This is a genomic window from Pseudoalteromonas tunicata (genome assembly GCF_002310815.1).
Classification (GTDB): Bacteria; Pseudomonadota; Gammaproteobacteria; order Enterobacterales; family Alteromonadaceae; genus Pseudoalteromonas; species Pseudoalteromonas tunicata.
The window spans coordinates 3,524,947-3,551,739 of the sequence record NZ_CP011032.1 but is presented as its reverse complement, the minus strand read 5'-3'; the positions used below and the strand labels follow the sequence as shown (position 1 = coordinate 3,551,739).

At 39.6% G+C, this 26,793-nt stretch carries 23 protein-coding genes; 14 read left to right on the top strand and 9 right to left on the bottom strand.

Annotated features, from left to right (window positions below; all coding sequences use genetic code 11):
• Positions 1–9: 9 nt before the first annotated feature.
• The 6 genes from PTUN_RS16060 to PTUN_RS16035 all read left to right on the top strand — a co-directional run bounded on the left by PTUN_RS16060 (position 10) and on the right by PTUN_RS16035 (position 8,300).
• Positions 10–2,109, top strand: coding sequence for a chemotaxis protein CheA (locus tag PTUN_RS16060; RefSeq protein ID WP_009840619.1), 2,100 nt, complete (start codon positions 10–12; stop codon positions 2,107–2,109).
• Between the two features lies 1 nt (position 2,110).
• Positions 2,111–2,623 carry a chemotaxis protein CheW gene (locus PTUN_RS16055; protein ID WP_009840618.1) on the top strand — a complete coding sequence of 171 codons (513 nt, stop codon included), beginning with the start codon at positions 2,111–2,113 and terminating at the stop codon, positions 2,621–2,623.
• 32 nt (positions 2,624–2,655) lie between these two features.
• Complete coding sequence (locus tag PTUN_RS16050; RefSeq protein WP_009840617.1) at positions 2,656–5,751, top strand: methyl-accepting chemotaxis protein; 3,096 nt, start codon at positions 2,656–2,658, stop codon at positions 5,749–5,751.
• A gap of 80 nt (positions 5,752–5,831) precedes the next feature.
• Positions 5,832–6,629 carry a CheR family methyltransferase gene (locus PTUN_RS16045; protein ID WP_040644359.1) on the top strand — a complete coding sequence of 266 codons (798 nt, stop codon included), beginning with the start codon at positions 5,832–5,834 and terminating at the stop codon, positions 6,627–6,629.
• A 1-nt stretch (position 6,630) separates the two neighbouring features.
• On the top strand, positions 6,631–7,248 hold the full coding sequence (gene cheD / locus PTUN_RS16040; RefSeq protein ID WP_009840615.1) for a chemoreceptor glutamine deamidase CheD: 618 nt from the start codon (positions 6,631–6,633) through the stop codon (positions 7,246–7,248).
• Positions 7,249–7,256: 8 nt separating this feature from the next.
• Positions 7,257–8,300: a protein-glutamate methylesterase/protein-glutamine glutaminase gene (locus PTUN_RS16035; protein ID WP_009840614.1), complete on the top strand. Its 1,044-nt coding sequence runs from the start codon at positions 7,257–7,259 to the stop codon at positions 8,298–8,300.
• A gap of 4 nt (positions 8,301–8,304) precedes the next feature.
• Here the strand turns inward: PTUN_RS16035 and PTUN_RS16030 are convergent, their stop codons facing one another.
• Positions 8,305–9,348 (bottom strand): polysaccharide deacetylase family protein, encoded by a 1,044-nt coding sequence (locus PTUN_RS16030; protein WP_232285053.1) that lies wholly within the window; start codon positions 9,346–9,348, stop codon positions 8,305–8,307.
• On the opposite strand from PTUN_RS16030, the gene PTUN_RS16025 reads away from it, so the two are divergent.
• The gene (locus tag PTUN_RS16025) at positions 9,313–10,638 is read left to right on the top strand and encodes an MATE family efflux transporter (RefSeq protein WP_009840612.1); all 1,326 of its coding nucleotides are present in this window, start codon (positions 9,313–9,315) and stop codon (positions 10,636–10,638) included. The two genes, PTUN_RS16030 and PTUN_RS16025, sit on opposite strands and share 36 nt — an antisense overlap.
• Here PTUN_RS16025 and PTUN_RS16020 read toward each other — a convergent pair.
• Both PTUN_RS16020 and nfuA read right to left on the bottom strand, forming a co-directional pair.
• The gene (locus PTUN_RS16020; RefSeq protein ID WP_009840611.1) at positions 10,592–10,870 is read right to left on the bottom strand and encodes a hypothetical protein; all 279 of its coding nucleotides are present in this window, start codon (positions 10,868–10,870) and stop codon (positions 10,592–10,594) included. The two genes, PTUN_RS16025 and PTUN_RS16020, sit on opposite strands and share 47 nt — an antisense overlap.
• 9 nt (positions 10,871–10,879) lie before the next feature.
• Complete coding sequence (nfuA, locus tag PTUN_RS16015) at positions 10,880–11,455, bottom strand: Fe-S biogenesis protein NfuA (protein WP_009840610.1); 576 nt, start codon at positions 11,453–11,455, stop codon at positions 10,880–10,882.
• Between the two features lie 139 nt (positions 11,456–11,594).
• Between nfuA and PTUN_RS16010 the strand changes: the two genes are divergently transcribed.
• Positions 11,595–14,147 carry a M14 metallopeptidase family protein gene (locus PTUN_RS16010; RefSeq protein WP_009840609.1) on the top strand — a complete coding sequence of 851 codons (2,553 nt, stop codon included), beginning with the start codon at positions 11,595–11,597 and terminating at the stop codon, positions 14,145–14,147.
• Between the two features lies 1 nt (position 14,148).
• Here the strand turns inward: PTUN_RS16010 and PTUN_RS16005 are convergent, their stop codons facing one another.
• Positions 14,149–14,841, bottom strand: a complete 693-nt coding sequence (locus PTUN_RS16005) for a ComF family protein (RefSeq protein ID WP_009840608.1) — start codon at positions 14,839–14,841, stop codon at positions 14,149–14,151.
• A 95-nt stretch (positions 14,842–14,936) separates the two neighbouring features.
• On the opposite strand from PTUN_RS16005, the gene bioH reads away from it, so the two are divergent.
• The 3 genes from bioH to PTUN_RS15990 all read left to right on the top strand — a co-directional run bounded on the left by bioH (position 14,937) and on the right by PTUN_RS15990 (position 16,992).
• The gene (gene bioH, locus PTUN_RS16000; protein WP_040644339.1) at positions 14,937–15,677 is read left to right on the top strand and encodes a pimeloyl-ACP methyl ester esterase BioH; all 741 of its coding nucleotides are present in this window, start codon (positions 14,937–14,939) and stop codon (positions 15,675–15,677) included.
• Positions 15,678–15,785: 108 nt separating this feature from the next.
• Entirely contained in the window at positions 15,786–16,073 is a 288-nt protein-coding gene (locus PTUN_RS15995) for a hypothetical protein (protein ID WP_040644356.1), read from the top strand.
• A gap of 1 nt (position 16,074) precedes the next feature.
• Positions 16,075–16,992: a putative metalloprotease CJM1_0395 family protein gene (locus PTUN_RS15990; RefSeq protein WP_009840605.1), complete on the top strand. Its 918-nt coding sequence runs from the start codon at positions 16,075–16,077 to the stop codon at positions 16,990–16,992.
• An 84-nt stretch (positions 16,993–17,076) separates the two neighbouring features.
• Here the strand turns inward: PTUN_RS15990 and PTUN_RS15985 are convergent, their stop codons facing one another.
• Together PTUN_RS15985 and greB are read right to left on the bottom strand one after the other, a co-directional pair.
• Positions 17,077–19,395, bottom strand: coding sequence for a Tex family protein (locus PTUN_RS15985; protein WP_009840604.1), 2,319 nt, complete (start codon positions 19,393–19,395; stop codon positions 17,077–17,079).
• 227 nt (positions 19,396–19,622) lie between these two features.
• Positions 19,623–20,105: a transcription elongation factor GreB gene (gene greB, locus PTUN_RS15980; RefSeq protein ID WP_009840603.1), complete on the bottom strand. Its 483-nt coding sequence runs from the start codon at positions 20,103–20,105 to the stop codon at positions 19,623–19,625.
• Positions 20,106–20,336: 231 nt separating this feature from the next.
• Here greB and ompR point away from each other — a divergent pair, with 231 nt between their 5' ends.
• The gene (gene ompR, locus PTUN_RS15975) at positions 20,337–21,062 is read left to right on the top strand and encodes an osmolarity response regulator transcription factor OmpR (RefSeq protein ID WP_009840602.1); all 726 of its coding nucleotides are present in this window, start codon (positions 20,337–20,339) and stop codon (positions 21,060–21,062) included.
• Between the two features lie 75 nt (positions 21,063–21,137).
• Positions 21,138–22,439 carry a two-component system sensor histidine kinase EnvZ gene (gene envZ / locus PTUN_RS15970; RefSeq protein ID WP_009840601.1) on the top strand — a complete coding sequence of 434 codons (1,302 nt, stop codon included), beginning with the start codon at positions 21,138–21,140 and terminating at the stop codon, positions 22,437–22,439.
• 86 nt (positions 22,440–22,525) lie between these two features.
• On the opposite strand, the gene PTUN_RS15965 is transcribed toward envZ, so the two are convergent.
• From PTUN_RS15965 to hslR, 3 genes are all read right to left on the bottom strand, one after another.
• The gene (locus PTUN_RS15965; protein ID WP_009840600.1) at positions 22,526–24,067 is read right to left on the bottom strand and encodes a phosphoenolpyruvate carboxykinase; all 1,542 of its coding nucleotides are present in this window, start codon (positions 24,065–24,067) and stop codon (positions 22,526–22,528) included.
• Between the two features lie 259 nt (positions 24,068–24,326).
• Positions 24,327–25,175, bottom strand: coding sequence for an Hsp33 family molecular chaperone HslO (gene hslO / locus PTUN_RS15960; RefSeq protein WP_009840599.1), 849 nt, complete (start codon positions 25,173–25,175; stop codon positions 24,327–24,329).
• A gap of 13 nt (positions 25,176–25,188) precedes the next feature.
• Positions 25,189–25,602: a ribosome-associated heat shock protein Hsp15 gene (gene hslR / locus PTUN_RS15955; RefSeq protein ID WP_009840598.1), complete on the bottom strand. Its 414-nt coding sequence runs from the start codon at positions 25,600–25,602 to the stop codon at positions 25,189–25,191.
• Between the two features lie 233 nt (positions 25,603–25,835).
• Here hslR and gspC point away from each other — a divergent pair, with 233 nt between their 5' ends.
• Complete coding sequence (gene gspC, locus PTUN_RS15950) at positions 25,836–26,771, top strand: type II secretion system protein GspC (RefSeq protein ID WP_009840597.1); 936 nt, start codon at positions 25,836–25,838, stop codon at positions 26,769–26,771.
• Positions 26,772–26,793 lie beyond the last annotated feature (22 nt).

Genomic DNA, 26,793 nt, shown 5'->3' with positions numbered 1-26,793 from the left:
GGAGCGATTATGAGTATCGATCTCAGCCAGTTTTTTGAAGTTTTCTTTGAGGAAAGCTTTGAAGGGTTAGATACAATGGAGTCTGAGTTGCTTAATTTGCAACCTGGTGATCTTGACTCAGAAACAATAAATACAATTTTTCGAGCCGCCCATTCAATTAAGGGAGGTAGCGGTACATTTGGTTTTTCATCTGTTGCTGACTTTACTCATGTATTAGAGACATTACTCGATCAAATTAGAGATGGAAGAAGAACACTTGAACCAGAACATGTAAATTTATTACTGCAATCAGTTGATTGCTTGAGATTGTTGCTCTCAGGGTTACAGGCTGAGCAAGATCCAGACCTTACTCAATCAGTCGCACTTCGTAAAGAGTTTGAGCGTATTCTAGATAATAGCAGTGGTGCGGTTGTAGCAAAGCCTGCAGCAGTTCAAGTCATTGCGGATTCTCCGGTATCAATTGATACGTTACAAATTTCATTTAAGCCATTCCATCATTTATTTAAAACGGGTAATGAGCCTTTATTCATGATTAGTGAATTGAGTGAACTTGGTTCTCTCGATGTGACGGCTAATATTGAAGACTTGCCTAATATACATGATATGCAACCGGATGATTGTTATTTATCTTGGACATTTTTTCTTGAAACCACAGAGTCAGAGCAAAGAGTAAAAGAAGTTTTTGAATGGGTTGAAGATGATGCGGAACTAGCAATTACTGTATGTGGTGGTTTGTTTGAATTAGATGATGAGCCCGCTATTTTACCTGTTTTAGAGGTCAAATCTGAGGGGGGAAGTTTCGATAAAACAACTAAAGAACCACCTTCTTCTTTACCTAAAGTTGAGTCAGAAGCGAGTTCATCTAAAAATAGTGCACCGGCAAAAGCTGCCGAATCTACTTCGATTCGAGTCAGTATTGATAAAGTTGACTCTCTAATAAATATGGTTGGAGAGTTAGTAATTACTCAGGCTATGTTAACTCAGCTTGGCGAAGGTGAAATTACAGATAATAAAATTATGGCGCTACAAGAAGGTTTAGCCCAACTTGCGCATAATACTCGCGACCTACAAGAAAGTGTTATGCGAATTCGTATGCTACCCATTAGTTTTGTTTTTAGTCGCTTTCCAAGATTAGTGCGTGATACATCACAAAAGTTAGGTAAACAGGTTGAGCTCAAATTACTTGGTGAGCAAACAGAACTTGATAAAACGGTGATGGAAAAAATCTCCGATCCTATGGTTCATTTGGTAAGAAACTCTCTTGATCATGGACTTGAAACGCCAGATGTCAGAATAAAGGCTGGAAAAAACCCAGTCGGAAAAGTAACCCTTAATTCATTCCATCAAGGCGGAAACATTGTTATTGAAATAATGGATGATGGTAATGGGCTCAATACGCAAAAAATACGCAGTAAAGCCCTGCAAAGTGGGCTGATAAATGAAACAGATGAACTTACTGACGATCAAATTAATGAACTCATTTTTATGCCAGGTTTTTCAACAGCCGATGAAGTGAGTGATATTTCAGGGCGAGGCGTCGGCATGGATGTCGTGCGACGAAATATTTTGTCGTTAAATGGTTCAATAGAAGTGACATCAGAGCAAGGTGTCGGCTCAACCTTCACAATCAGACTCCCTCTGACTTTAGCTATTTTAGATGGTCAATTAGTAACGATTGGCCAGCACACATACATTATCCCTTTGATTTCTATCGTTGAATCTTTGCAAGTAGACACAAGTAAAGTGAACAGTGTCGGCGGTGGTTTAGATGTGTTGCGATTGCGTGATGAATACGTGCCTATTTTACGCTTGTATCAGATTTTTAATCATACTGGTGCAATCGAAGAGTTAGATAAAGGCCTATTAGTGGTGGTCGAGAGTGATAACCAAAAAGTAGGCCTACTCGTTGATGATTTACTCGCCCAGCAACAAGTTGTGATTAAAAGTCTAGAAGCTAATTATCAAAAAGTAGAGGGTGTTTCCGGAGCTACCATTTTAGGAGATGGTCGGGTCTCTCTTATTGTGGATATTACCGGACTCATTAAATTAGCTGGACTTAAAAAAGCTGGTAGGCAAGAACTTGCAATAGACGCTTTGGGGGTTAATTAAGATGGATCATGATTTATCAGAGTCAGAAAACCCAGCGCAAGAAGCGAGTAATATTAGACAATTTCTTACTTTTATTATGGCTGAAGAGGAATATGGTGTTGATATTCTTACCGTTCAAGAAATTCGTGGGTGGGAAGAAATTACCGCAATCCCTAACTCTCCAAAGTATGTAAAAGGCGCTATTAATTTACGTGGCACCATAGTCCCAATCATAGACTTAAGACTCCGATTTGGTTTGAGAATGGCCGATTACGGTCCTTTAACGGTTGTTATTGTCGTAAAAGTGGAATTAAAGCATGGCACCAAAATTATGGGGCTTGTAGTTGATGCAGTCTCAGATGTTTACAGTATTGCTGAAGACCAGGCTAAAGACGTCCCTGATATCAATCGAAGTGATAATGCGGAGTTTGTGCATGGCTTGGTCAATGTTGGGGAAAAAATGGTTGTTCTATTAAAGCTAGAGCGTGTACTTAATCTAACAAAAGATTCGGAAAGAGAAGCGTTAGCTAATTAAGCATTAGATAACGAATCCATAAAGGGGGCATGATGGAGACTGTCAATACAAAAGCAAAAGCCTTAAATAAGTTGTTTGTCGCAACGGTTGTTATTTTGGTGTCGTTTGTAATCTGCTTGCAGTTAGCGGGTGTAAAAATAGATCAATCCTCAATGTTAGCGATTGGTATTTTTACCATAGCTACAGCGGGAGCAATGTTTTTTTTATATCAAGTTGTCGAACTTATGGGGCAAAAGCTTGAAGTCGTTGAGCAAGCTATTTCTTTACTCAAACAGAACGATAAAGAAGCCATTGAGGATTTAAATCATAGCCTTTTCCCTAGCTTTTTTAGACTGATTAGTTCTAATGCTGGTGGCAAGTCTGATAAGAAAAAAAGCTATGAAGGTACCGAGGCTACAACTGAAAGTCTGCTAAAAGCACTCGATGTATGTCAAGCTAATGTTATGTTGGCTGACGAAGATTGTAATATCACTTATGTTAATGCTTCAGTCGTTAAAATGCTGCAAAACAATGAGTCGAAGCTTCGATCTGTGGTACCAAGTTTAAATGTGGCGACTTTGGTTGGTACCTGTGTTGATCAATTTCATAAATCTCCCAACCATCAAAGAACGTTACTTCAATCATTACAGCAACCTTATAAAACAAGACTTGAATTAGCTGGGCTTACTTTTAGTCTCATAGCAACACCACTATTTTCTGATTCTGGTAATCGTTTGGGTACTGTGGTTGAGTGGGAAGATTTAACTGCAGAAGTGAATGCTCAAAATAGAGAGCAAGAGCTACTAGCAAAAAGCGCTAGGATTTCGAGTGCGCTCGATGTGTGTCAGGCAAATGTGATGATGGCTGATAATGATTTAAATATTGTCTACATCAATAAAGCAGTCGAAAAAATGCTACGAGGCAATCAAACACAACTTCGTACCGCGATTCCTTCATTTGATATCGATAAAGTGATCGGTACCTGTATTGATGATTTCCATCAGAATCCAGCCCATCAGCGCGGTTTATTAAAATCATTAACTTCGGTTTACCGCACTGATATTAACGTAGCTGGTTTTACTTTTGGTTTAATAGCCACGCCAGTGTTCTCTGACGCAGGTGAAAGATTGGGCACGGTTGTTGAGTGGGATGATAAAACTGAGCGTCTGAAAGCTGAAAAGCTAGCTGAGCAAGAAGCGGCCAACAATGCGCGTATCGCTAGTGCTTTAAAAGTATGTAAAGCCAATGTGATGATGGCTGATGCTGACCTAAACATTGTTTATACCAATGATGCGGTAGTTGAGATGCTACAGGGTAATGAGCAGCGCCTTCGTACTGTATTACCTAGTTTTAATGTTGATAAGCTGATAGGTACATGTGTAGATGATTTCCATAAAAATCCATCACATCAACGTTCAATGCTGGCACGTTTAACTTCAACCTATACCACAAATTTAGAATTAGCAGGATTTACTTTTAGCTTAACTGCAACGCCAGTATTTGCTGAAAATGGAGATAGATTGGGTACGGTTGTTGAATGGGAGGATAAAACTGAGCGTTTAAATCAAGAGCGAGAAGCCAAAGCGATTGCTGAAGAGAATTTAAGAGTAAGACAAGCACTTGATACTGTTGCAACCAATACCATGATTGCAGATGCAACTAATACTATTGTTTATATGAATAACGCTGTGCAAAACATGATGAAAAATGCAGAACAAGATATTCGTAAAGATTTACCTAGTTTTGATGCGCGTAATTTACTTCATGCCAACATGGATATCTTTCATAAAAATCCGGCTCATCAAAAAGGCATGATAGAGCGTTTAACAAGCACATATAAAACAGAAATCTTAGTTGGCGGTAGAACCTTTTCACTGATAGCAAATCCGATAGTGATTGGCGATAACCAGCGTATAGGTACCGTAGTTGAATGGGTTGACCGTACTGCTGAGGTCGCCATTGAAGTCGAAGTAGCTGATTTAATCGATTCTGCAGGTAGAGGGGATCTAAATGCCAGAATTAGTGAAGCTGGTAAGAATGGTTTCTTCCTTAATTTAACAAAAGGGCTTAATTCCTTAATTGAAAGTGTTGATGATGCAGTCTCTGAAACAGCTTCTATGCTCGATGCGATGGCGCATGGTGACTTAACCCAGCGAATAGAAAAAGACTATCACGGTGCCTTTGATAAGCTAAAACGAGATGCAAATACAACAGCAGATAAATTAACTGAAGTTATTGATAAAATTAATACCTCGTCAAATCTTGTCGCCAGTGGTGCAGAAGAAATTTCTCAAGGAAATGCAGACTTAAGTCAACGTACAGAGGAGCAGGCATCTTCACTTGAGGAAACGGCTTCTAGTATGGAGGAAATGACAAGTACTGTAAGACAAAATGCTGATAACGCTAAGGTTGCGAATGAACTCGCTGCTGATACTCGTGATAAGGCTCTGCAAGGTGGAGCTGTGGTTGAGCGTGCGGTATCGAGCATGGCAGAAATTAATGACTCCAGTAAAAAAATCTCTGACATTATTGGTGTTATTGATGAAATTGCTTTCCAAACCAACTTATTAGCACTCAATGCTGCAGTTGAGGCCGCGAGGGCAGGTGAACAAGGGCGTGGTTTTGCAGTTGTTGCTGGTGAGGTAAGAAATCTAGCGCAGCGCTCAGCGGCCGCAGCCAAAGAAATCAAAGAACTCATTCGAGATAGTGTGAGTAAGGTTGAAGATGGCACTGTACTGGTCAATGAATCTGGTAGCACTTTACAAGAGATTGTGGCTGCTGTTCAAAAAGTAACTGAAATGATAGCCGATATTTCGAGCGCATCGGAGGAGCAAAGTTCTGGTATTGAAGAGGTAAACAAGGCAATTACACAAATGGATGAGATGACGCAGCAAAATGCGGCTTTGGTAGAGCAAGCCTCAGCTGCAAGTGAATCTATGTCTGAGCAAGCTAATAGTATGCGCCAATTATTAAGCTTCTTTAATATTAACGCCGATTCTAGCGCTTTAATTGCACCAGCAATACGGACTCATGCAGTCAGCTCTAATATCAAAAAGGGGCCTGCTACAACGAGTCGCTCAGCGAGATTAAGTAGCCCTCCTTCGGGTGATAACTTTGTTGATTCTTCAGAAGAATGGGAAGAGTTTTAACTTAATATTTGACGATTTGTATTGTTACAAATCGTCATATTTTAACTGCACAAGGAGCTACAGTGTCTAAAGAATTTTTGATGACTGATAGCGAGTTTAAACTCATTGTTGATATGGTCTATAAGGCATGTGGCATTGTTCTTGGAGATCATAAACGTGAAATGGTTTATTCGCGGTTAGTTCGCAGAGTCAGAAAACTCAATTTTGAATCATTTGCTGATTATTTACTTTATCTTGATGAATATAAAGAAGAAGAGTTCAGTCATTTTATCAATTCGATCACTACTAACTTAACGTCATTTTTTAGAGAAAATCATCATTTTGAGTTTCTAAAAGATACCGTTATTCCTTTTTTAATTAATGCGAATAAACATTCTCGTAGAGTGAGAATTTGGTCTGCTGGATGCTCTACAGGTGAAGAACCATATTCGATTGCGATGACAATCGCAGGGGCTTTTCCTGCAGGTTGGGATGTGAAAGTTTTAGCAACGGACCTTGATTCTAATGTGTTAGAAAAAGGAATGTGCGGTGAATATTCGGCCTCTTCAGTAAATGGTTTAGATCAAGAACATTTAAAGCGTTGGTTTTTACGCGACAAAGATGGGCAGTTATACAAAGTAAAGCCTGACTTGCAAAAGTACATTCATTTTAAAAGATTGAATTTATTACAAGATTGGCCAATGTCAGGTTCATTTGATGTTATTTTTTGTCGAAATGTTGTTATCTATTTTGATAAACCAACAAAAGAAGGGTTATTTAATCGATACGCCAATATTTTATCTGAACAGGGATTTTTGTTTTTGGGCCATTCCGAAAGTATGGGAAAAGACCAAAAAAACTTTAAAAGTTTAGGTAAAACTATGTATAGGAAGTTATAGCGTGCAACATCAATTTAAACCGGTTTTCTCGGGCTTTGAGCATGTAAAACGCTACTGGGATCGGCAGCGTGAAATAGTTGTAGCAAAAATATTGCCTGGAGAGTTTTATGTCACTAAACAAAACGAGTCTATTTCAACTGTCTTAGGCTCGTGTATTTCAGCTTGTATTTACGATGCGAAAATGGGGATAGGTGGCATGAATCATTTTATGCTGCCTATTAAGGCTGGTCATGCGGATGATTTTACCGATCCACTCAGTTGTCGCTATGGTAACTGGGCAATGGAATTTTTAATTAATGAAGTATTAAAGAATGGCGGCTCAAAACAAAATTTACGGGTTAAGTTATTTGGTGGTGGAAAGATAATTAGTGCGATGACCGATGTAGGTGAAGGGAATATTCGATTTGCATCTCAGTACTTAAAACAAGAAGGCTTAACGGTTGAATCTCATGATGTTGGCGGCCCATGGCCTAGAAAAGTACTCTTTAATCCAACAACCGGTAAGGCTCATGTTAAAAAGTTAAGGAGTATGCATAACGATACAATTAAAGAACGCGAATACCGTTATTTAACTGAAATTGAGCAGCAAGACGCTCATACGGATATTGAGCTTTTCTAGGAGGGTTTATGATTAAAGTATTAATAGTTGATGATTCTCCACTCATTCGCGCATTATTAACTGAAGTTTTGCAGCAAGCTCACGATATTAAAGTAGTTGGTGTTGCCGAAGATCCATTACAAGCCAGAGAGTTAATTAAAGCGCTTAACCCAGATGTAATTACTTTAGATGTTGAAATGCCAAAAATGGATGGTATTAGCTTTTTAAAAAATCTGATGCGTTTAAGGCCAATGCCTGTGGTAATGGTTTCTACCTTAACTCAAGAAGGTGCGCCCACCACTCTTGAAGCACTCGAGTTAGGTGCCGTTGACTTTGTTGCTAAGCCAACAAAAAACGTCACCAGAGAGCTTCAGGCTTACGCTGAAATTTTACATGATAAAGTGCGAGCTGCATCTCAAGCAAGGGTCAGAGCCTATAATCCGCCTCACACTTCTAGCCATGCCAATAAGGTTAATACACCTGATGCTATTGAATTTAATCAAAATGCCTTAATTGCAATTGGTGCCTCCACAGGAGGGACCGAGGCGATAAAAGAAGTGCTTATTCGTTTACCTGCGCATTTTCCTCCTGTTGTTATTACGCAACATATTCCTCCAGTTTTTAGCGCATCATTTGCTGAACGTATGGATAGAATTTCAAAAATGAATGTAAAAGAGGCTGAAGATGGTGATGTATTGCAAGTAGGGTGTGTTTATATTGCACCTGGTGATTATCACTTAAGAATTGAGAAACTCGGAGCCAGATTTGTATGTAGATTAGATCAAGGTCCAGCAATTAACCGACACCGTCCTGCTGTTGATGCGTTATTTGATTCAATTGTAGAAATAGCAGCAAAACGCACTATCGCAATTGTACTGACAGGTATGGGGGCTGATGGCGCTAAAGGTTTATTAAACTTAAAACAGGCGGGTGCAAAAACATTTGCCCAAGATGAAAAAACCTCGGTGGTCTGGGGTATGCCACGTGCCGCAATGGAACTTGGTGCTGCAGATAAAGCCGTTCCATTAGAGCAAGTGGCAGATGTTCTTATGCGTTCAGTGATCAAGCGTTAGCGTATTATTCTTCTATTACCCAAGGTTGTGAAAACCAATAATATTGGCCACTGTGTTTAATTGAAGGTGCCGTGCAATTAAAGCGAGTACGGCCCAATTTCAGTTTATTTACAGCGGTAATAGTAACCTGATTGGTATTATGCCAAGTTAAAATGGCTTGGTTATCGGCAGAAATAAAACATTGGAATACCGCTTTTCTAAAATCAATATTTTTAAAGTTCAGGATAATACTAGGAGGGTTTAAAGTGGTCACTGAATTTACTGAAGGTTCAATTGTAAAGTCAAAAGCGAGCGTTGTTAGTTTGGTTTTTAAAGTTTCAAGGTTGCTATAAATCCCCGAGGCAGGAAAGCGAGGTAAGCGAGTTAAATCGTTACTTAAACCTATCGCGCCAGAGTGCTGACCAATCCCCACAAACCCCAGTTCTTGCACAAGTTCTTGTAAGTCAGAATTAAATTCACCATATGGGTAAGCTAAATAACGATAGTTATGGCCAATCTCTTGTGTGATCCGTTGCTCTGAGGTGACAATATCTTCTCTAATTCGCGCTAACCATTGTTTTTTGTCTTCATTATTTAACCGCTGGTGTAGATAGGCGTGACTGGCACTATGATTTGCAATGGTTGCCCCTTTGGTACTGAGCTCTTTTAATTGTGCCCATGTCATCACATAACTTGCTCCTTGATCAATTAACTTTGGGTTCACAAAAATAGTATAAGGCAGTTGGTATTTTTCAAGTAATGGCGCAGCGCTTGTGTAATTGTTGGTATAACCATCATCAAAGGTAATGGCAATGGTTTTAGGTGGTAGCAGTTGCTTTGATTGAAGCGCGTTGATGAGCGCCGGTAGGGAAATTATTTTGAACTCATTAGTAACTAAGTATTGTAAATGAGCTTCAAAATCCTCAGCACTAATACTGGTTACTTTTGGTAAGGTGTCACTTACGTGGTGGTATTGTAAAATCACAGCCGCTTGCACAGAAGATACAAAACAAAAAAAGGTAAAAAATATTGCATGGAAAATATGTTTAAAGCGAGTTGGCAGCATCATAAAAGCCTATTAATTCTTGCATTGCCGATGATCTTATCAAACATTAGTACCCCACTGTTAGGATTAGTCGATACTGCGGTGATCGGTCACTTATCTGAGAGTGTTTTTCTGGCGGGTGTTGCCATTGGCTCAATGTTAATTAGTTTAATTTATTGGCTTGCTGGCTTTTTAAGAATGGCGACAACGGGTCTGGTTGCGGCCGCCTTTGGCGCCGATGATAAAATGAGGCAAATGACATTATTAAAGCAAGGGCTCGTTTTTGCTTTAATGCTTGGTTTAGCTTTGCTTGCTTTGAGCCCCTTTATAAGTTGGCTAATTAATCAATATTTTTCTGGAAGTGAGCAGGCGCTTGGGTATGCGCAAACCTATGTATCAATAAGGTTATATAGTGCTCCAGCTGCGCTAATGAATTTAGTCTTATTGGGTTATATGCTTGGGATGGGCAATTCCCGAGGGCCATTTTATTTAGTATTAGTGACCAATGTATTCAATATTTTACTCGACTTATTATTGGTTGTTTATTTAGATTGGCAAGTTGAAGGGGTTGCATGGGCCTCTTGTATTGCTGAGTATCTTGCTTTTATTTTTGGATGTTATTGGGTAAAAAAGATAGCCGAGCAGCATGGCTACTCACTGTATCAAGTATTAAAGCAAAAAGTAGCAGGCTTTAAACCTTTGATGCGGGCTAACAGTGATATTTTTATTCGGTCGCTTTTTTTACAGTTTTGTTTTGCCTTTATGACCTATTACGGAGGGATTTTAGGTGACACAGTGCTTGCCGCAAATGCTGTTCTATTAAATTTTTTACTATTAGTTAGCTTTGCAATTGATGGCGTGGCTTATGCTACAGAAGCTAAAGTGGGCCAAGCTAAAGGTGCTAATAATACTGCGCTGCAGCATCTGTGGGTTAGTCTAAGTTTGTTTTGGGGTTGTATTTTTTCGCTCATTTATTGTTTTGGATTCTTTGTTTTTGGCGAGCACGTTATAAATTTATTGACTGATATTGAGCTGGTACGAATTACAGCTAATGACTACCTGTTTTGGCTTTATTTTTTACCTGTTTTAGCGGTAGCGAGTTTTGTGTTTGATGGTGTGTTTATTGGTTTGATGAATACAAAAGCGATGCGTAACAGCATGATATTTTCAGCGGTAGCTGGTTTTTTTACTGTCTTTATTATTTTAAAACCTATGGGTAATCATGCACTTTGGGCTGCAATGAGTAGTTTTATGTTACTTCGAGGAGTTAGTCTCGGCCTGATTTATTGGCGTCAATATTATCGGGGTCGTTGATTGAGATCACTTGAGCAAAGCGATTGGCAAATAAACCTAGGTAGCCATAAATTGCAAAAAAAAGCGCAAACGGCAATATTATTAAGCCAGGTATTTGCAGCAAATGATGATAAAGATAGCCAGAGATGATAAATGCAGCAGAAATTGCAAACAGGGCTAAACCAGTTAAAAAGCGATTTAAACTAAGCTTGGGCGTACTGCCCAAGCGATAGATAAGCTGTTTAAGATTCAAGTTGACCGCTTAGTAGTAAGAGTGCTCACCATGGTCATGATCGGTAATATCACGTACACCAGTGATTTCATCAAACTTAGCAATCATTTCTTTCTCAATGCCTTCTTTTAGAGTGACATCAATCATCGAGCAACCATTACAGCCGCCACCAAATTGCAGAACAGCAATGCCATCTTTAGTAATTTCTACTAAGCTAACTTGTCCACCATGATTAGCAAGTTGTGGATTCACTTCAGTATCAATCATGTGCTGAACTCGTTCAGCTAAAGATGCGCCATCAGACAGTTTTTTTGCTTTGGCATTAGGTGCTTTAAGGGTGAGTTGCGAACCCATTTTATCAGTAACAAAATCTATTTCTGCTTCTGTTAAAAATGGTGCGCTTTCGGCATCAACCACAGCGTTAAAACCATTAAATTCAAGATGAATATCTGTTTCTTCTACGGCATCTGGTGGGCAATACGATACGCCACATTCAGCTTTTGAAGTGCCTGGATTTACAACGAAAACACGGATGTTAGTACCTTCAGCCTGATCGGCGAGGAGTTTTGCAAAATGACTTTGTGCTGTTTCAGAAATAGTAATCATAAGAGACTGTATAGTTGACTAAAATACTCGGGTATCATACTCCGCTCGTCTTATTCTCGCTAGTACTCACCGAAAAAAGTTGGTAATAAAAATCAGCAGTGTTAATTTTTAGTTATCTACTTATTATTTTTGAGTTTTTATGCGTTTCTTATTTTGGCTGGTGGTCAGCGTGTGTTTGACCAATGTGAGTGAGGCAAAACCGTTAGATTTCTATTTTGATCCTGATGTTAAATTTGACTCAACAATCCCAACACCAGAGAGTGTTCTAGGTTACCAAGTCGGCCAGTGGCATGTGCGTCCAGATCAAATCACACGTTATATGACGTTATTAGCGGAAAAAAGTGACCGTATTAACATCCAAACCATAGGTTACAGTCACGAACAAAGGCCGTTACTGATGTTAACAATCAGTGCGCCTAATAAACTTGGTTCAATAAATGCCATTCAGCAACAGCATGCAGCGCGCCTTGAAGGTAAGAGTGCAGAGCTAAGTGCGCCTGTTGTCGTTTGGATGGGCTACAGTGTACATGGTAACGAGTCATCAGGAAGCAACGCGGCTTTGTTAGTTGCTTATTATTTAGCTGCTGCACAAGGTGAAAAGATAGAAAAATTGCTCAATAATGCAGTTATTTTACTCGATCCGTCATTAAATCCTGATGGTCTTGCTCGTTTTGCGCAATGGGCAAATATGCATAAGGGAACGGTACTAAACCCTGATCCAAATCACAAAGAGCACGATGAAAATTGGCCAAGTGGCCGTAGTAACCATTATTGGACAGATTTAAATCGCGACTGGCTATTGTTACAGCATCCAGAGTCACGCGCGCGAATTGCACAATTTCATCAGTGGAAACCCAATATAGTGACTGATTTCCATGAAATGGGATCGCACGGTACATTCTTTTTTCAGCCAGGTATCCCAAGTCGTAAGCATCCTTTAACTCCAGAAGAAAACGTAACGTTAACTCTAGATATTGCTCAATTTCATGCTAATGCGTTTGATGCAAAAAAATCACTCTATTTTACTGAAGAAAGCTTTGATGACTTTTATTATGGTAAGGGTTCAACCTACCCAGATATTAATGGCAGTATCGGGATTTTATTTGAGCAAGCAAGTAGCCGCGGGCATCAACAAACAACCATAAATGGTTTATTAGAATTTCCTCAAACGATTAAAAATCAAGTTATAACGTCGTTATCGACTTTTGATGCTGCTATAGCAAACAAGGACAAGCTACTTGCTTATCAGGAAAAATTTTATCGCAGTGCGTTAACAGAAGCCGAAAATGATAAGTTTAATGGCTACATTGTGCATGAAGCTCAAGATAAAACCAGAATGGCACAGTTTTTAGCGATTTTAAAACAACACCAAATCTCGGCTTATCCATTAACCAAAGAATTTAAAAACGAAGGTGCAATATTTGGAGCCGAGAATAGTTATTACATTCCTTACGCTCAGGCTCAGTATCGTTTAATTAAAGCAATTTTTAGTGAGCAAAAATCGTTTGCTGATAATACGTTTTATGACGTGTCAGGTTGGACGTTAGCGCATGCATTTAACCTAGAGTTTAGTCAGGTTAATACAAAGCGAGGCTTAAAGTTTGATTCAACCCCTTGGCATGAGCAATCTATTCAACCAATGTCGTTAACAGCTAATAAATACGCATATGCATTTGAATGGCATGATTATTTAGCGCCAAAATTACTAAATCAATTATTAAATAAGGGTATTGAGGCTCGGGTTGCTCTGGCTGATTTTGCAGCTGTAACGAGTGACGGAAATCGTCTTTTTACTAAAGGGTCAATTGTAATTCCAGCGGGCATTCAGCAAAATGCGAATTGGTTTACTCAGCTTGAACAAATAAGTGCTGGTTATTCAATTGCGATTTATAGCATAGAATCAGGCCTAACACCGCAAGGGATTGATTTAGGTTCAAGGCAGCTTGCTAAACTTAGCCCTGTGCGGGTATTGTTGTTAGGTGGTTCTGGCACAAACTCAACCGAAGTGGGAGAGGTTTGGTATTACCTCGACAGGCATGTTGGTATCGCCCCGACAATCGTTGATTTAGATAAATTAGCAGGTTTGGATTTATCGGCTTATAGCCATGTAATTTTGGCTGATGGGCAATATAAACAAATATCTGATGCGGTAAAAGTAGCACTTAGACGTTGGGTTAAGGAGGGCGGCGTCATTTGGGGTCATAAAGGGGGGGCTAAATTTTTAGCTGATAACCAACTCTTAAATGCGCGTTATATTTCAAGCAAGGAAATGGCTGATAACTTCAGCACAGAAGGATTGCTTTATCAGGATAAAGAAACCCTTGCTGGGCAACAGCGTATTGCAGGTGCAATCTTTAATACTCAAATTGATTTATCACACCCGCTTAGTTTTTCACTCACTAGACCGTCGCTGGCAATGTTCAAAAATAGTACATTTTTGCTTGAGCCGATCAAGGCGCCATTTGTCAATATTGCACAATACCAATCAAACCCATTGCTAGCGGGCTTTACTGATGAACGAAATGTGACTCAAATTGCTGGTGGGCTTGCATTTGTCGCTCATAATTATGGTCAAGGCAGGGTCATTGCTATGACTGATAATCCTGTATTTCGGGGCTATTGGTATGGCACGAGTCGTTTATTGAGTAATGCGTTATTTTTCTCTCATACTTTTAGTGCTAAAGCAGATTAAGTTATGAGTTTAGGGGGGTAATACAAGTCACCCATAGGCTGACATGTATTGCTCCTGCTTGTTTCAAGCATAAAGCAGCCGCATTTGCTGTTGCGCCCGTAGTGACTACATCATCAATCAACGCGATACGTAAGTTGCGCAGATCATTTGTGCAATTAAACGCAGTTGCTAAGTTAAGTTTTCGTTTAGCTGCAGTTAACTTGCTTTGTGGTTGTGTTGCTTTTTGCCTAACTAAAATATCTTCCCTCACTTTATCTTTTGGTAAGCAGTGATACCAAGTTTGGCTGACTTGATTAAAGCCACGCTGCTTAAAACGCTTAGTATGCAAGGGTAAAATAATAATGATATCTGGCCAGTTAAATTCAGGATGTTGTGTATATGCTTCAAAGCGCTGATTAATAATTTGGCCAAGCGCCGTACTTAAATAAATTTTATTATTAAATTTAAGTTTTGAAAGCCAATGTTTAAAAGGGGGGTGATACCAAGCCAGCGCCCATAGATTATCAAAATGAATGACTGGAAATAGGCGGGCAATATCGGGACGATAAAGCAAGTTGATATTTGTGGCTGTGATTTCAATAAAGGGTAAGTCTGCAATACAGTGTGGGCAGAGTTGTTCGTTGTTTTGCGTAACAAGCGTTTGGCACATTAAGCACCGACTAGGAAATAACCAGTTAATCAGCTGTTGCCACATCTTCACTTTCCTTGTGTTTGCTCACTAAGTTAAGATAAGTGGGGGTTAAAACAATAATATTAGAATCTATCAATCATGGTAAAGGTGAAATCAAAATGCAAAAACAATGTGTGCTATTACATGGTTGGGGAATGAATAGTAATGTTTGGCAGCAAGTTTTACCTCAATTACATCACGATATCCCTCAAGTTAATTTTAAAGCATTAGATTTGGCTGGTTTTGGTGATAATAAAGCGCTTCCCTCACCTTATTCCCTTGAGACGATTGCAGCTCAAATAGCTCAACAATTAGCACCTAAAACAATATTGATGGGTTGGTCCTTAGGTGGGTTGGTCGCCATTTATATTGCAAAACATTGGCCTGAAAAAGTCGCTAAAGTTGTGCTGGTGGCATCAACGCCTTTATTTAGCGAACAGCACGATTGGCCGGGAATAAAAGTCAAAGTATTAGAAAACTTTACTGAGCAGTTACAACAGAATTCAACTCGCACAATTGAGCGTTTTTTAAGTATTCAAGCTCTGGGGAGTGAGTCTGCAAAAGATGACATTAAAGCGTTAAAAATAGCGCTAGCACAAAGTAATCCAGCAGATGAAATCGCCCTTAAACAAGGCTTAGCGATGTTGTTAAATGATGATTTAAGGGAGGATTTTGCATCGCTAACACAGCCTGTTGCTGGAATATTTGGTCGATTAGATGCACTAGTGCCAATTAAAGCTGAGCAACAAATGCGAGCTCTTAATTCTCACTTTAGTACTGTGGTGATAGAAAAAGCTTCGCACGCGCCTTTTATCTCCCACAAAGCTGAATTTACAAGCGCCTTAGAAACCTTACTCTAAATTGTTAAGCATTTTGATGGGCTTAGCTTTTATTGCTTGAATAACTTTATTTTGTTTCTTTTTTGAACGATAATAGAAGTTAATTGCAAGTTGATGGGAGAGTTAAAAATGAATGTTAACTCAGCATTAAACGCTGGAGTTCAAGGTTTTAATCAAGCTAGCCAAGGCGTAGAAAAAGCGGCTCTTGAAATTAATCGAGCAACAACAGAGAGTCAAACTAGTGAGCAGCAAAAGCTACAAGCTGCCCCTCAAGAAACAGTCACAACTCAAGCACCTGCTCGAGTTGATGAAGCTTTAGTAAATTTACGTGTTGAGCAATTTAATGCCCAAGCTAATACTCGTACGATCCAAACTGCAGACGAGGTATTAGGTACACTAATTGATGTAAGAGTATAAAGTGAATATCGTAACCAGTTATCCGACGATCAACCTAAACACAGCTAATGTTTATACAGAAGTTGCGCGTCGTGATAACCAAAATCGAGAACTCATCCCACAAGCCAAAGAACTTACCGCTATTTCTCCAGAAGCTCGATTATTAGCAGATACCGAAAAAGCTAAAATACCGGGCCAATCTGTCATTGATAATCATGATGCATTACAAGCCGATGCAACAAAAGACGAAACGATCAATGCTAAAGAAGGTCGAGAGAATGAAAGTGATGACGGGTCTGCGCAAGATGATGAAACGTCTGAACAGCAGCAAGCTAAGCAAGCAACGCAGCAAGAATTAGATCAAGCGGAACTTGAGCAATTAAATCAGCTTAAATCTCGTGATCAAGAAGTTAGAGCGCATGAGCAGGCTCATGCATCAGTAGGGGGGAGCTTAGCGGGCGCCCCTGACTACGAATATGAAAAAGGACCTGATGGTAGCCGCTATGCGGTAGCAGGTGAGGTGCCTATTGATGTATCCGAAGTTCCAAATAATCCGCAAGCAACGATTGATAAAATGCAACAAGTGCAAGCCGCTGCGCTTGCACCTGCTGAGCCTTCATCACAAGACCGTGCTGTTGCAGCACAAGCTGCGCAAAAGCTAACAGAAGCAACCGCTGAGCTATTACGTCAGCAAAATGCAGATCCTGCTGAGGAAGATAAATCCTCAGATAAATCTGTATCCTCTGATGATAAAACAACTGAAACAGAGCAAAGCGCCAAAGGTAACTCAAGTGATAAGCAAGCTGAGTTTAAAAGTGTATTAGAGCAAACAACTAAACAGAGAGCCCCTGAAATTGAACAGCGGGCAGAGCGAATTGCCAATCATTATTTTTCTGCTGTAGCACCATATCAACCGGCACAGTTTGTTCAAAACGTTTAGCTTTTTTATAGACGTAATAAACAGGACATAAAAAAACCGCAATTTTGCGGTTTTTTTATGTGTTGAGCTTGGTTTACTAAAGGATTACTTTTTACCTTTCGCTTTTGCAAACGCATCAGCAAATGCATTACCAAAAGCTGCGTTAACCGGTTCTTTTTTTACTTTCGCATGTTGGGCCACTTGTTTTGGTTGGTGGCGTTTAGTGGTATTGCTTGAATCTGCGGTTGTATGTTGAATTTCATCGTTCAACCGCATCGTAAAACTAATTCGATTACGAGCCGCATCAACTTCAACGACTTTGACCTTTACAATATCACCCGCTTTAACAACTTCGCGAGGATCTGAGATGAATTTGTTGGTGATAGCCGAAATATGAACTAGGCCATCTTGGTGGACGCCCACATCAACAAATGCACCAAAGTTAGCAACATTAGATACAACACCCTCTAAGATCATACCGGGTTTTAAATCAGATACTTTTTCAACGCCTTCTTTGAACGTTGCTGTTTTAAACTCTGGACGAGGATCGCGGCCTGGTTTGTCTAATTCACTAATAATGTCTTTTACTGTTGGTAAACCAAAAGTCTCGCTAGTGAAATCAGCCGGATTAAGCGCTTTTAGTTGTTCGCTATTGCCAATCAAATCTGTAATTTCGATGGCACTTTGTTTCGCCATTTTTTTCACAACTTCATAAGCTTCAGGGTGAACAGCTGAGCGATCTAACGGATCTTTACCTTGGTTAATTCTTAAAAATCCAGCCGCTTGTTCAAATGCTTTTGGCCCTAAACGCTCGACTTTTTTAAGTTCTGTTCTGCTGGCAAAGATGCCGTGTTCATCACGATATTTTACTATGTTTTGCGCGAGGGTTTTGTTTAAGCCTGATACTCGAGTAAGGAGTGGCACTGATGCCATGTTGACGTCAACACCAACGGCATTTACACAATCCTCAACTACAGCAACTAAGCTCTGACCTAATTGACTTTGTGATACGTCGTGTTGATATTGGCCGACCCCAATTGATTTAGGTTCAATTTTAACAAGCTCGGCAAGAGGATCTTGCAGACGACGGGCAATTGAAACGGCACCTCTTAGTGAAACATCTAGGTTTGGAAATTCATTCGCGGCAAATTCAGAGGCAGAATAAACTGATGCGCCAGCTTCGCTGACCACAATTTTACTCATTTTTAGATCTGGCTCCGCTTTAATTAATTCCGCGGCTAATTTATCGGTTTCTCTTGAGGCGGTGCCATTACCAATTGCGATAAGTTCAACCTTATGCTCTCGGCACATTTGGCTTAATGTACGCAGTGATTTTTCCCATAAATTTTGTGGCTGATGCGGGAAAATAGTATTGGTTGCAAGTAACTTACCTGTTTTATCAACAAGCGCAACTTTAACTCCGGTTCGTAAACCAGGGTCTAAACCTAATGTTGTTTTAGCCCCTGCAGGTGCCGCCATTAGTAAATCTTTGAGGTTTTTAGCAAATACATCAATCGCAGCTGTTTCTGCTTTTTCGCGCATGCTGGCTAAAAACTCATTTTCTAAATGTAACGCTAGTTTTACTTTCCAAGTCCATTGCACCACTGTTTGCAACCATGCACTATTGGCATTGTTGTTAATATCGAGTTTAAAATGCTGTGCAATCATGCTGCTGCAAACATCATGTGGCACATCAGATTGTGGGTCTGGATTAATATTTAGCTGTATAAAACCTTCATTGCGTGCACGTAGCATTGCTAATGCACGGTGTGACGGTACTTTGCTGAGTACTTCAGTATGGTCGAAATAATCTTGGTATTTAGCTGCTTCTTTTTCTTTACCGGCAATTAATTTGCTTTCAATAAAACCATTTTGCTGTAAATGTTGACGTAGTTTGGCTAAAAGCTTCGCATCTTCAGCAAAGCGTTCCATTAAAATAAATTTAGCGCCTTCAAGCGCCGATTTTTCATCAGTAATTTTGGCTTCGGTATTAAAGTATTTAGCTGCTTCAATTTCGGGGACTAACTGAGCATTTGTAAACAAGGCATCAGCTAAAGGCTCTAAGCCCGCTTCGATAGCTATTTGCCCTTTTGTTCTGCGCTTTGGTTTATAAGGTAAATAAAGGTCTTCTAATTCTGTTTTACTTGCTGCATTTGCTATATCAAGTGCTAATGAATCGCTGAGCTTGCCTTGGTCTTTAATTGTACTGAGAATAAATTCACGGCGTTCGTTTAATTCTCTTAAATAACCTAAACGTTGTTCAAGTAAACGTAATTGGGTGTCATCTAAGCCACCAGTGACTTCTTTTCGGTAACGAGCAATGAAGGGAACTGTTGCGCCTTCATCGAGTAATTTTGTTGCAGCGATAACTTGCTGCGAGGATGCGTTAATTTCGTGAGCTAATTGCTGTGAGATAGTGGTCATTAATAAACCTTTGTCAGTTTTCGCGAGTTATTCAATCTATTGGATTTGTATTTAAAGCCAATAGATTATTACTTATGGGTCGATTGTCGCTATTGTATTGGCAGATGTCCAATTAATTCACCTGCTGCAAAGGTGCGGCATATCCTTATAATATCAGCTGATTACGTAATAAAGATGAAACTACCTACTCTTGGGTGAATTTAAAATATATTTCAACCTGTTATAGGTTAACTGTGTTTCACATAGGTAATTTTATTGATATACCAGGTTTTTTCACCTTCGGGTGTTTTTACAATCACTTCGTCATCGACTTCTTTTTTGATTAGCGCACGTGCCATGGGTGAATCGACAGATATGTAGTTTTTGCTATCACCATAAATTTCTTCTGGGCCAACAATTCTTAAATTTTTAATATCGCCATCATCATTTTCTATTTCAACCCAAGCACCAAAAAAGACTTTGCCTTCTTGTTCGGGAGAGTAATAAACAATCTTTAGGTCGGGCATGATTTTTCGTAAGTAGCGAACACGGCGATCAATTTGACGTAATAAGCGTTTATTAAAGGTGTAATCGGCATTTTCAGAGCGGTCGCCTAAGCTTGCTGCCCAAGTGACTATTTTGGTTACTTCAGGACGTTGCTCTTTCCACAAATAGTCATGTTCTTGTTTTAGTTTGTTATAACCTTCAAAGGTTATCAGCATTGTTTTCATATTTTTCTTCGTTTATTTATTACTACAAGATAAAGCTTCAAATACTTCATATAGCACAAAGTGAATATAGTGATTATGCAATAAGATTTACCAGTGCTTAGTTTTGTTAGTTGAAATTGTATTTATTTGAGGTTGAAATGTTGTGTAACAAACTTGTTTATAAAAGCATTTCGTAATTTAACCATTTTCTTTTATATTAAAAGTATTAATTGAATAAGAATAATATCACTTATGACTATCGGACATGAAACCACTAAAATTTTAGTTGTAGACGATGATATGCGTTTGCGCAGCTTATTAGAGCGCTATTTAGTGGAGCAGGGCTATATTGTGCGTTCTGCTGCTAATTCTGAGCAAATGGATCGTTTATTAGAGCGCGAAAACTTTCATTTATTGGTACTTGATTTAATGTTACCTGGTGAAGATGGTTTATCGATTTGTCGTCGTTTAAGACAAAAAGAAAACGATATTCCAATCGTCATGCTAACAGCTAAAGGTGATGAAGTTGATAGGATCATAGGTTTAGAGCTAGGTGCCGATGATTATATTCCTAAGCCATTTAATCCAAGAGAATTGTTAGCTCGCATTAAAGCGATATTACGTCGCCGCTCTAAAGATGTGCCAGGTGCACCAACTGCGGAAGAGAATCAAATTACGTTTGGCCAATTTACCTTAAATTTAGCTACGCGCGAAATGGCCAAAGGCGATGAGGTTATTTCGTTAACCAGTGGAGAGTTTGCGGTTCTAAAAGCATTAGTGACGCACCCTAGAGAGCCTCTTAGCCGTGATAAATTGATGAACTTAGCTCGTGGCCGTGATTATAGCGCGCTTGAACGCAGCATCGATGTGCAGGTATCGCGTTTACGCCGTATGGTGGAAGTGGACCCTGCGACACCTCGTTATATTCAAACTGTTTGGGGTTTAGGTTATGTGTTTGTGCCTGATGGTGATAAATAAACGTAACGAAAGCCTATAATAAGGTGAACTTAGGTTCACCTTTTTGCTTTTTTACTTATTGAGAATTTATATTTCATGCGAATTTTCCCTCGAAGTGCGTTTGGCCAAACGGTATTTTTGGTTGGTGCCTTGTTATTAATTAATCAGATTGTTTCTTATATTTCTGTCACTTTTTATGTCGTAAAACCAACAATTGAACAAGTTAATTTGATGCTCGCCAAGCAAGTTAAAACGGTGTTTATTGGCAACAATGATGGCGTAAAAATGAGCGCAGAAATATCAAATAAGTTTTTTGATGCGACAGGCGTTGAGCTGATGAGCGAAAAACAGGCTCAAAAACGTGGTTTAGATATGGCATCAGAATACCCGATGTTATCGCGAATTATGTCAGAGCAGTTGGGTGGCAAAGCGCGAGTGCGGATTAGTCAATCGGATACTTTAGTGTATTGGGTAGAGCCACCGCAAATGCCAGGGCATTGGGTTAGAGTGCCTCTGATGGGTTTTAAAGAAACGAATTTAGAGTTTTTATCGTTTTATTTAGCCTGTATTGGCGTATTGAGTGTTCTTGGTGGCTGGCTCTTCGCAACACATCTCAATCGTCCTCTTAAAGAATTGCAGCAAGCGGCTATGAAGGTCGCGGCAGGTGATTTCTCATCTCATGTAAAAGAGCAAGGTTCAACCGAAGTAATAGAAGTAACTAAAGCATTCAACCAGATGTCGCGCAGTATTGCAGCTCTTGAGGAGGATAGACGCTTATTAATGGCCGGTGTATCACACGACTTACGCACACCGTTAACGCGGATCCGTTTAGCAACCGAAATGATGTCACAAAATGAAGATTACCTTCGCGATGGCATTATTGCTGATATTGAAGATATGAATGCGATAATCGATCAATTTATTGAATATTTAAGACATCATAAATTAGCTGATTTAGAACCTGATGACCTCAATGCGCTAGTGGGTGAAGTGGTGAGTGCCGAGTTGCAGCATTTACGTATTATTACCACTGATTTAAATGAAGGGATCCCTAATGTGCCTTTGAGCCATGTTGCAATTAAGCGAGTGGTAACCAACATGATTGAAAATGCTTTACGCTATTCTGATGGTGATATTCATGTAGTGACCGGCATTGATAAAGCAAAAAAATATGCTTATATCTCTGTACTCGATCATGGTCCTGGGATCCCTGAAAATGAATTGGAGCGCGTATTTCAGCCATTTACACAGGGCGATTTAGCGCGCGGAAGTGAAGGTAGTGGTTTAGGACTTGCGATAATTAAACGTATTGTTGATATGCACAATGGCAAAATCGTATTAAAGAACCGCCCTGAAGGTGGTTTAGAAGCTAAGGTGAGCTTTTTATTGAAGCACTAGGCTTGGTGTTTGTCTTGTTTAAATATGGATTAACAGAAAACAAAAAACCCGCTAAAAGCGGGTTTTTTATCGGGTTTGAAAGAGGATTACTCCGCTTTTGGGCCCGCTTGTTTGATTGCATCAGATACATCATATTGTGCAAAATTAGCAGTAAATTCAGCTGCTAATTTTTGTGCAAATTCTGCATATTTTGCTTTATCAGCCCAAGTATTAATAGGGTTCAGTAATTGGCTATCAACGCCTTCAACTGCAACTGGTACATCTAGGTTTAGAATATCGATATGTTGTGTTTCAACATTCGTTAAGCTACCTGAAACGATTGATTCAACAATGGCACGCGTTGTTGGAATGTCGAAGCGTTTGCCTGTGCCGTATGGGCCACCTGTCCAACCAGTGTTAACCAGATATACTTTTGCGCCAAACTCACGTACACGCTTCATTAGAAGCTCAGCATAAACACCTGCTGGACGTGGGAAGAATGGTGCGCCAAAACAAGTTGAGAATGTAGATTCGATATCTGATGTTGAACCAATTTCAGTTGAACCTACTTTTGCTGTGTAACCACTTAAGAAATGGAATGCAGCAGCTTCTTCAGTCAAAATTGATACTGGTGGTAAAACGCCGCTTACGTCACATGTTAAAAATACCACTGAACGAGGTTCGCCAGCGCGATTTTCAACTTTACGTTTTTCAACGTGTTCAAGCGGATATGCAGCACGAGAGTTTTGCGTTAAAGAGGTATCGTGATAATCAGGAGTACGGTTTTCGTCTAGAACTACGTTCTCTAAAATTGTACCAAAACGGATTGCATCCCAAATCACTGGTTCATTCTTTTGCGATAGGTCGATACATTTAGCATAACAACCGCCTTCGATGTTAAATACACTGCCAGGTGCCCAGCCGTGCTCGTCATCACCAATTAAGAAGCGTGTTGGATCTGCAGAAAGCGTTGTTTTACCTGTGCCTGATAGACCGAAGAATAAAGCAGTATCGCCAGCCTCGCCCACATTAGCAGAGCAGTGCATTGGTAATACACCTTTAGCTGGAAGAAGGAAATTTTGCACAGAGAACATTGATTTTTTCATTTCGCCCGCATAACGCATACCCGCAAGTAATACTTTACGCTCAGCAAAATTGATTACGACAACACCATCACTGTTAGTACCATCACGCTCAGGATCACATACAAACGAAGGAACGTTCATTACCTGCCACTGTGGTAAGTTTGATACGTTGTAAGTTGCAGGTTTGATGAACATGTTGTTAGCAAACACATGATGCCATGCAGTTTCGGTAGTAACTACGATTGGTAAATAGTGCTCAGGATCGGCACCGACTTCTAAGTGAGAGACGAAATGGTCATTTTTTTGCACATGAGCTTCTACTTTGCTCCATAACGCATCAAATTTACCAGCATCAAAAGGTTGGTTTACTTTACCCCATTGAATTTCATTTTGTGTGCTTGGCTCTTGCACAATAAAACGATCGCGCGGTGAACGACCAGTACGGTGACCTGTTTGTGCAACAAATGCACCATTTGCTGCTAAAGTACCTTCACCTTTGGCGATGGCGTGTTCAATTAATTCTGCAACTGTTAAATCAACAAAACGAGTAGCGCTTGAAGTCATGTGTATACCTAAAATGTGAGAGTTTGAACGGGTAACTCAATAAATCAATGAGCTTAAAAAGTCAGCTAAATAGTAACAGAACAAATGGGGATATACGACCGTTAAATCGGCTTTAAATGCTTATTTTAGCGGGTTTTTCTGTGATTTTTTTCATGATACCGGTGTCATCTTTTATTGCAAAAACATGACACCGGTATCATTCTTAGTCATAAAAAAACCGAGCAGAACTCGGCTTTTAGATTTGAAAAATTTGAGCGCTTTAAAATAAAGAGCGTACTTCTTCTTCATTAAATGTGTAGTCGGTTAAGCAATAATGACATGAAATCGTTACTTGGCCTTTATCTCGAATATCTTCTAATAAAGGTTCTAAACCAACATTGATTAAAGCTGTCATGGTTTTAGTGCGACTACACGTACATTTAAAGGCAATTGACTGAGGTTCAAAAACCTCAGGATTATCTTCGTGATATAAGCGCGTTAATAATGTCATCGCATCTAAATTAAGTAGCTCATCGTGAGTGATGGTACTGCTTAATGCTTCTAAATGCTCGAAGTCTTCAGCAGATTTAGTTTTATTATTGGTAACAGGCAGGGTTTGTAATAATAAACCCGAAGCTTTTAAACGGTCTTTTTCAATAGACGTTGCTAACCACAAACGTGTGCTCAGCTGCTCTGATTGTTGGAAGTACGTTTCGATGCACTCAGCCAAAGAATCAGAACCCAAAGGAACAACACCTTGATAACGTTCACCTTGCACTGGCGTTAAGGTAATAACCATATAGCCATTTCCGATGAGTTGCTTCACACCACGGCCAGTAACTTCGCCATTTAAACGTGCGATACCGCGCATATTTTGATTGTTATCGCCATTGATCACTATGTATTTTACAGGGCCATCGCCTTGTAATTGCACTGCGATATCCCCTTCAAATTTAAGGGTTGCCGTTAACAAACATGTTGAAACTAATAATTCTCCGAGTAACTCCTTTACTGGCTCTGGATAGTCATGACCTGCCAACATTTCTGTGAAAGTGCGCTCAATTTGCACTAATTCACCACGAGCATCGAGCTTTTCAAAAATATATCTGTGAAGTAAATCGTGTTGCATGTTTATGTATTACCTAGCTTTGCTTAAATTTAATAAGAGTCCGACGTTGTTTTTTATCGGGCTTACGATCTGGGCTGGGTGAGAAAAACGCATTGAGTTTACGCGCTTGATGATTCTCTTCCCGTTTTTTAATACTTTGATCTGATTCTTGGTATAACAGCTGTGCAAGTTCGGCTTTTAAGCGATTAGCCGAGAGTTGCATAACGGTAATGATTTTTTCATCATGTCCCTGAGTGAGCTTAATTATGGCACCCACTTCAACTATTTTACTTGGTTTGCAGCGTTGGCCATTATATTGCACTTTGCCACCTAAAATCACTTCTCGTGCTAAAGCCCGCGTTTTATAAAAACGTGCCGCCCAAAGCCACTTATCAAGCCTAAGCGCATGGTCTTCAGTATTACTATTTTTTTTTGTTGAGTGAGCCACTATGGTTGAATATTACCTAGCTGAAATTGGCAAAAATGTAGCATAAATTGCGTGGTAAGAACAGTTGCTACATTTATTTACAATCATCGCTGCGCTAGATGATTTATACAACAAATGGCTGCTTTTACCTGAAATATTGACAAACAAGGGCAGAATTCACATTACTGCGCTTGTTGAATGAAAAATGAAAGGGTACTATTGGGCTGGATTTCAGCATTTAAATTCAGCAGGTCATGCAAGTAAAACTAGAACAATTACAAAAATTAATTGCAAAATTACCAGAAAAAAAAATAAGTTACGGCCTTTTTATTTTAATTTTGGTTTACCTTGCTTTCTTAGCTGCGCAGATGGTTTGGCTGTTAATGCCTGTGCCAAAATCTGATGCGGTTACCTTTCCTTTAAATAGTGTTCGCAGCCAAACGTCACATGGTTTTAATAGCCGCACTCTGACTGACCTCAATATGTTTGGTTCAGTATCGCTGGCACCAAAAACTGCGCCAGTTGAAGCACCCAAAGTGATTAATAGCGCACCCGAAACACGCTTAAGTATTACTTTAACGGGTGTAGTTGCAATTAATGGTGATGAAACTGCTGGTTCGGCAATTATTGAAAGTCAAAATAGCCAAGAAACATATCAAGCTGAAGATGTTATCAAAGGCACTCGGGCACAATTAAAACAAATTTTTTCAGATCGCGTTATTTTGCAAGTTAATGGTGGCTTTGAAACCTTAATGCTCGATGGGTTTGAATTTAGTAAAACGTTTAGTGCGGCAAGCCCTACTAATGATGACAATCGCGGCAGATTAGTTGCCAATGATCATCATGCAGTGTTGAAACCAACGGATGATCCTGAGGTTCAGTCCGATTTAACTGAAACACGTGACGAAATTTTACAAGAGCCAGGTAAGTTATTTGAATACATTCAGGTTTCTCCGGAGCGTCAAGATGGTGAGCTAGTTGGTTACCGTCTTCGACCTGGCAAAGACCCTGAGTTATTTAATCGAATGGGTTTACAAAACAATGATTTAGCGATTTCAATTAACGGTTATCCGCTAAACGATATGAAACAAGCTATGAGTGCAATTAATGAATTGCGCACTGCAACATCAGCAAACATCACCATTGAGCGTGATGGTGAGCAAATTGATGTGCAATTTAGCCTTGAATAATACACATAAGATTCGGAGTTTA

What these genes read in the sequence shown, in the direction of transcription:
- PTUN_RS16060 (WP_009840619.1), top strand. Translation starts at nt 10, where the DNA reads ATGAGTATCGATCTCAGCCAGTTTTTTGAAGTTTTCTTTGAGGAAAGC.
- PTUN_RS16055 (WP_009840618.1), top strand. Translation starts at nt 2,111, where the DNA reads ATGGATCATGATTTATCAGAGTCAGAAAACCCAGCGCAAGAAGCGAGT.
- PTUN_RS16050 (WP_009840617.1), top strand. Translation starts at nt 2,656, where the DNA reads ATGGAGACTGTCAATACAAAAGCAAAAGCCTTAAATAAGTTGTTTGTC.
- PTUN_RS16045 (WP_040644359.1), top strand. Translation starts at nt 5,832, where the DNA reads ATGACTGATAGCGAGTTTAAACTCATTGTTGATATGGTCTATAAGGCA.
- PTUN_RS16035 (WP_009840614.1), top strand. Translation starts at nt 7,257, where the DNA reads ATGATTAAAGTATTAATAGTTGATGATTCTCCACTCATTCGCGCATTA.
- PTUN_RS16025 (WP_009840612.1), top strand. Translation starts at nt 9,313, where the DNA reads ATGGAAAATATGTTTAAAGCGAGTTGGCAGCATCATAAAAGCCTATTA.
- PTUN_RS16030 (WP_232285053.1), bottom strand. Translation starts at nt 9,348, where the DNA reads ATGATGCTGCCAACTCGCTTTAAACATATTTTCCATGCAATATTTTTT.
- nfuA (WP_009840610.1), bottom strand. Translation starts at nt 11,455, where the DNA reads ATGATTACTATTTCTGAAACAGCACAAAGTCATTTTGCAAAACTCCTC.
- PTUN_RS16010 (WP_009840609.1), top strand. Translation starts at nt 11,595, where the DNA reads ATGCGTTTCTTATTTTGGCTGGTGGTCAGCGTGTGTTTGACCAATGTG.
- PTUN_RS16005 (WP_009840608.1), bottom strand. Translation starts at nt 14,841, where the DNA reads ATGTGGCAACAGCTGATTAACTGGTTATTTCCTAGTCGGTGCTTAATG.
- bioH (WP_040644339.1), top strand. Translation starts at nt 14,937, where the DNA reads ATGCAAAAACAATGTGTGCTATTACATGGTTGGGGAATGAATAGTAAT.
- PTUN_RS15995 (WP_040644356.1), top strand. Translation starts at nt 15,786, where the DNA reads ATGAATGTTAACTCAGCATTAAACGCTGGAGTTCAAGGTTTTAATCAA.
- PTUN_RS15985 (WP_009840604.1), bottom strand. Translation starts at nt 19,395, where the DNA reads ATGACCACTATCTCACAGCAATTAGCTCACGAAATTAACGCATCCTCG.
- greB (WP_009840603.1), bottom strand. Translation starts at nt 20,105, where the DNA reads ATGAAAACAATGCTGATAACCTTTGAAGGTTATAACAAACTAAAACAA.
- ompR (WP_009840602.1), top strand. Translation starts at nt 20,337, where the DNA reads ATGACTATCGGACATGAAACCACTAAAATTTTAGTTGTAGACGATGAT.
- envZ (WP_009840601.1), top strand. Translation starts at nt 21,138, where the DNA reads ATGCGAATTTTCCCTCGAAGTGCGTTTGGCCAAACGGTATTTTTGGTT.
- PTUN_RS15965 (WP_009840600.1), bottom strand. Translation starts at nt 24,067, where the DNA reads ATGACTTCAAGCGCTACTCGTTTTGTTGATTTAACAGTTGCAGAATTA.
- hslO (WP_009840599.1), bottom strand. Translation starts at nt 25,175, where the DNA reads ATGCAACACGATTTACTTCACAGATATATTTTTGAAAAGCTCGATGCT.
- gspC (WP_009840597.1), top strand. Translation starts at nt 25,836, where the DNA reads ATGCAAGTAAAACTAGAACAATTACAAAAATTAATTGCAAAATTACCA.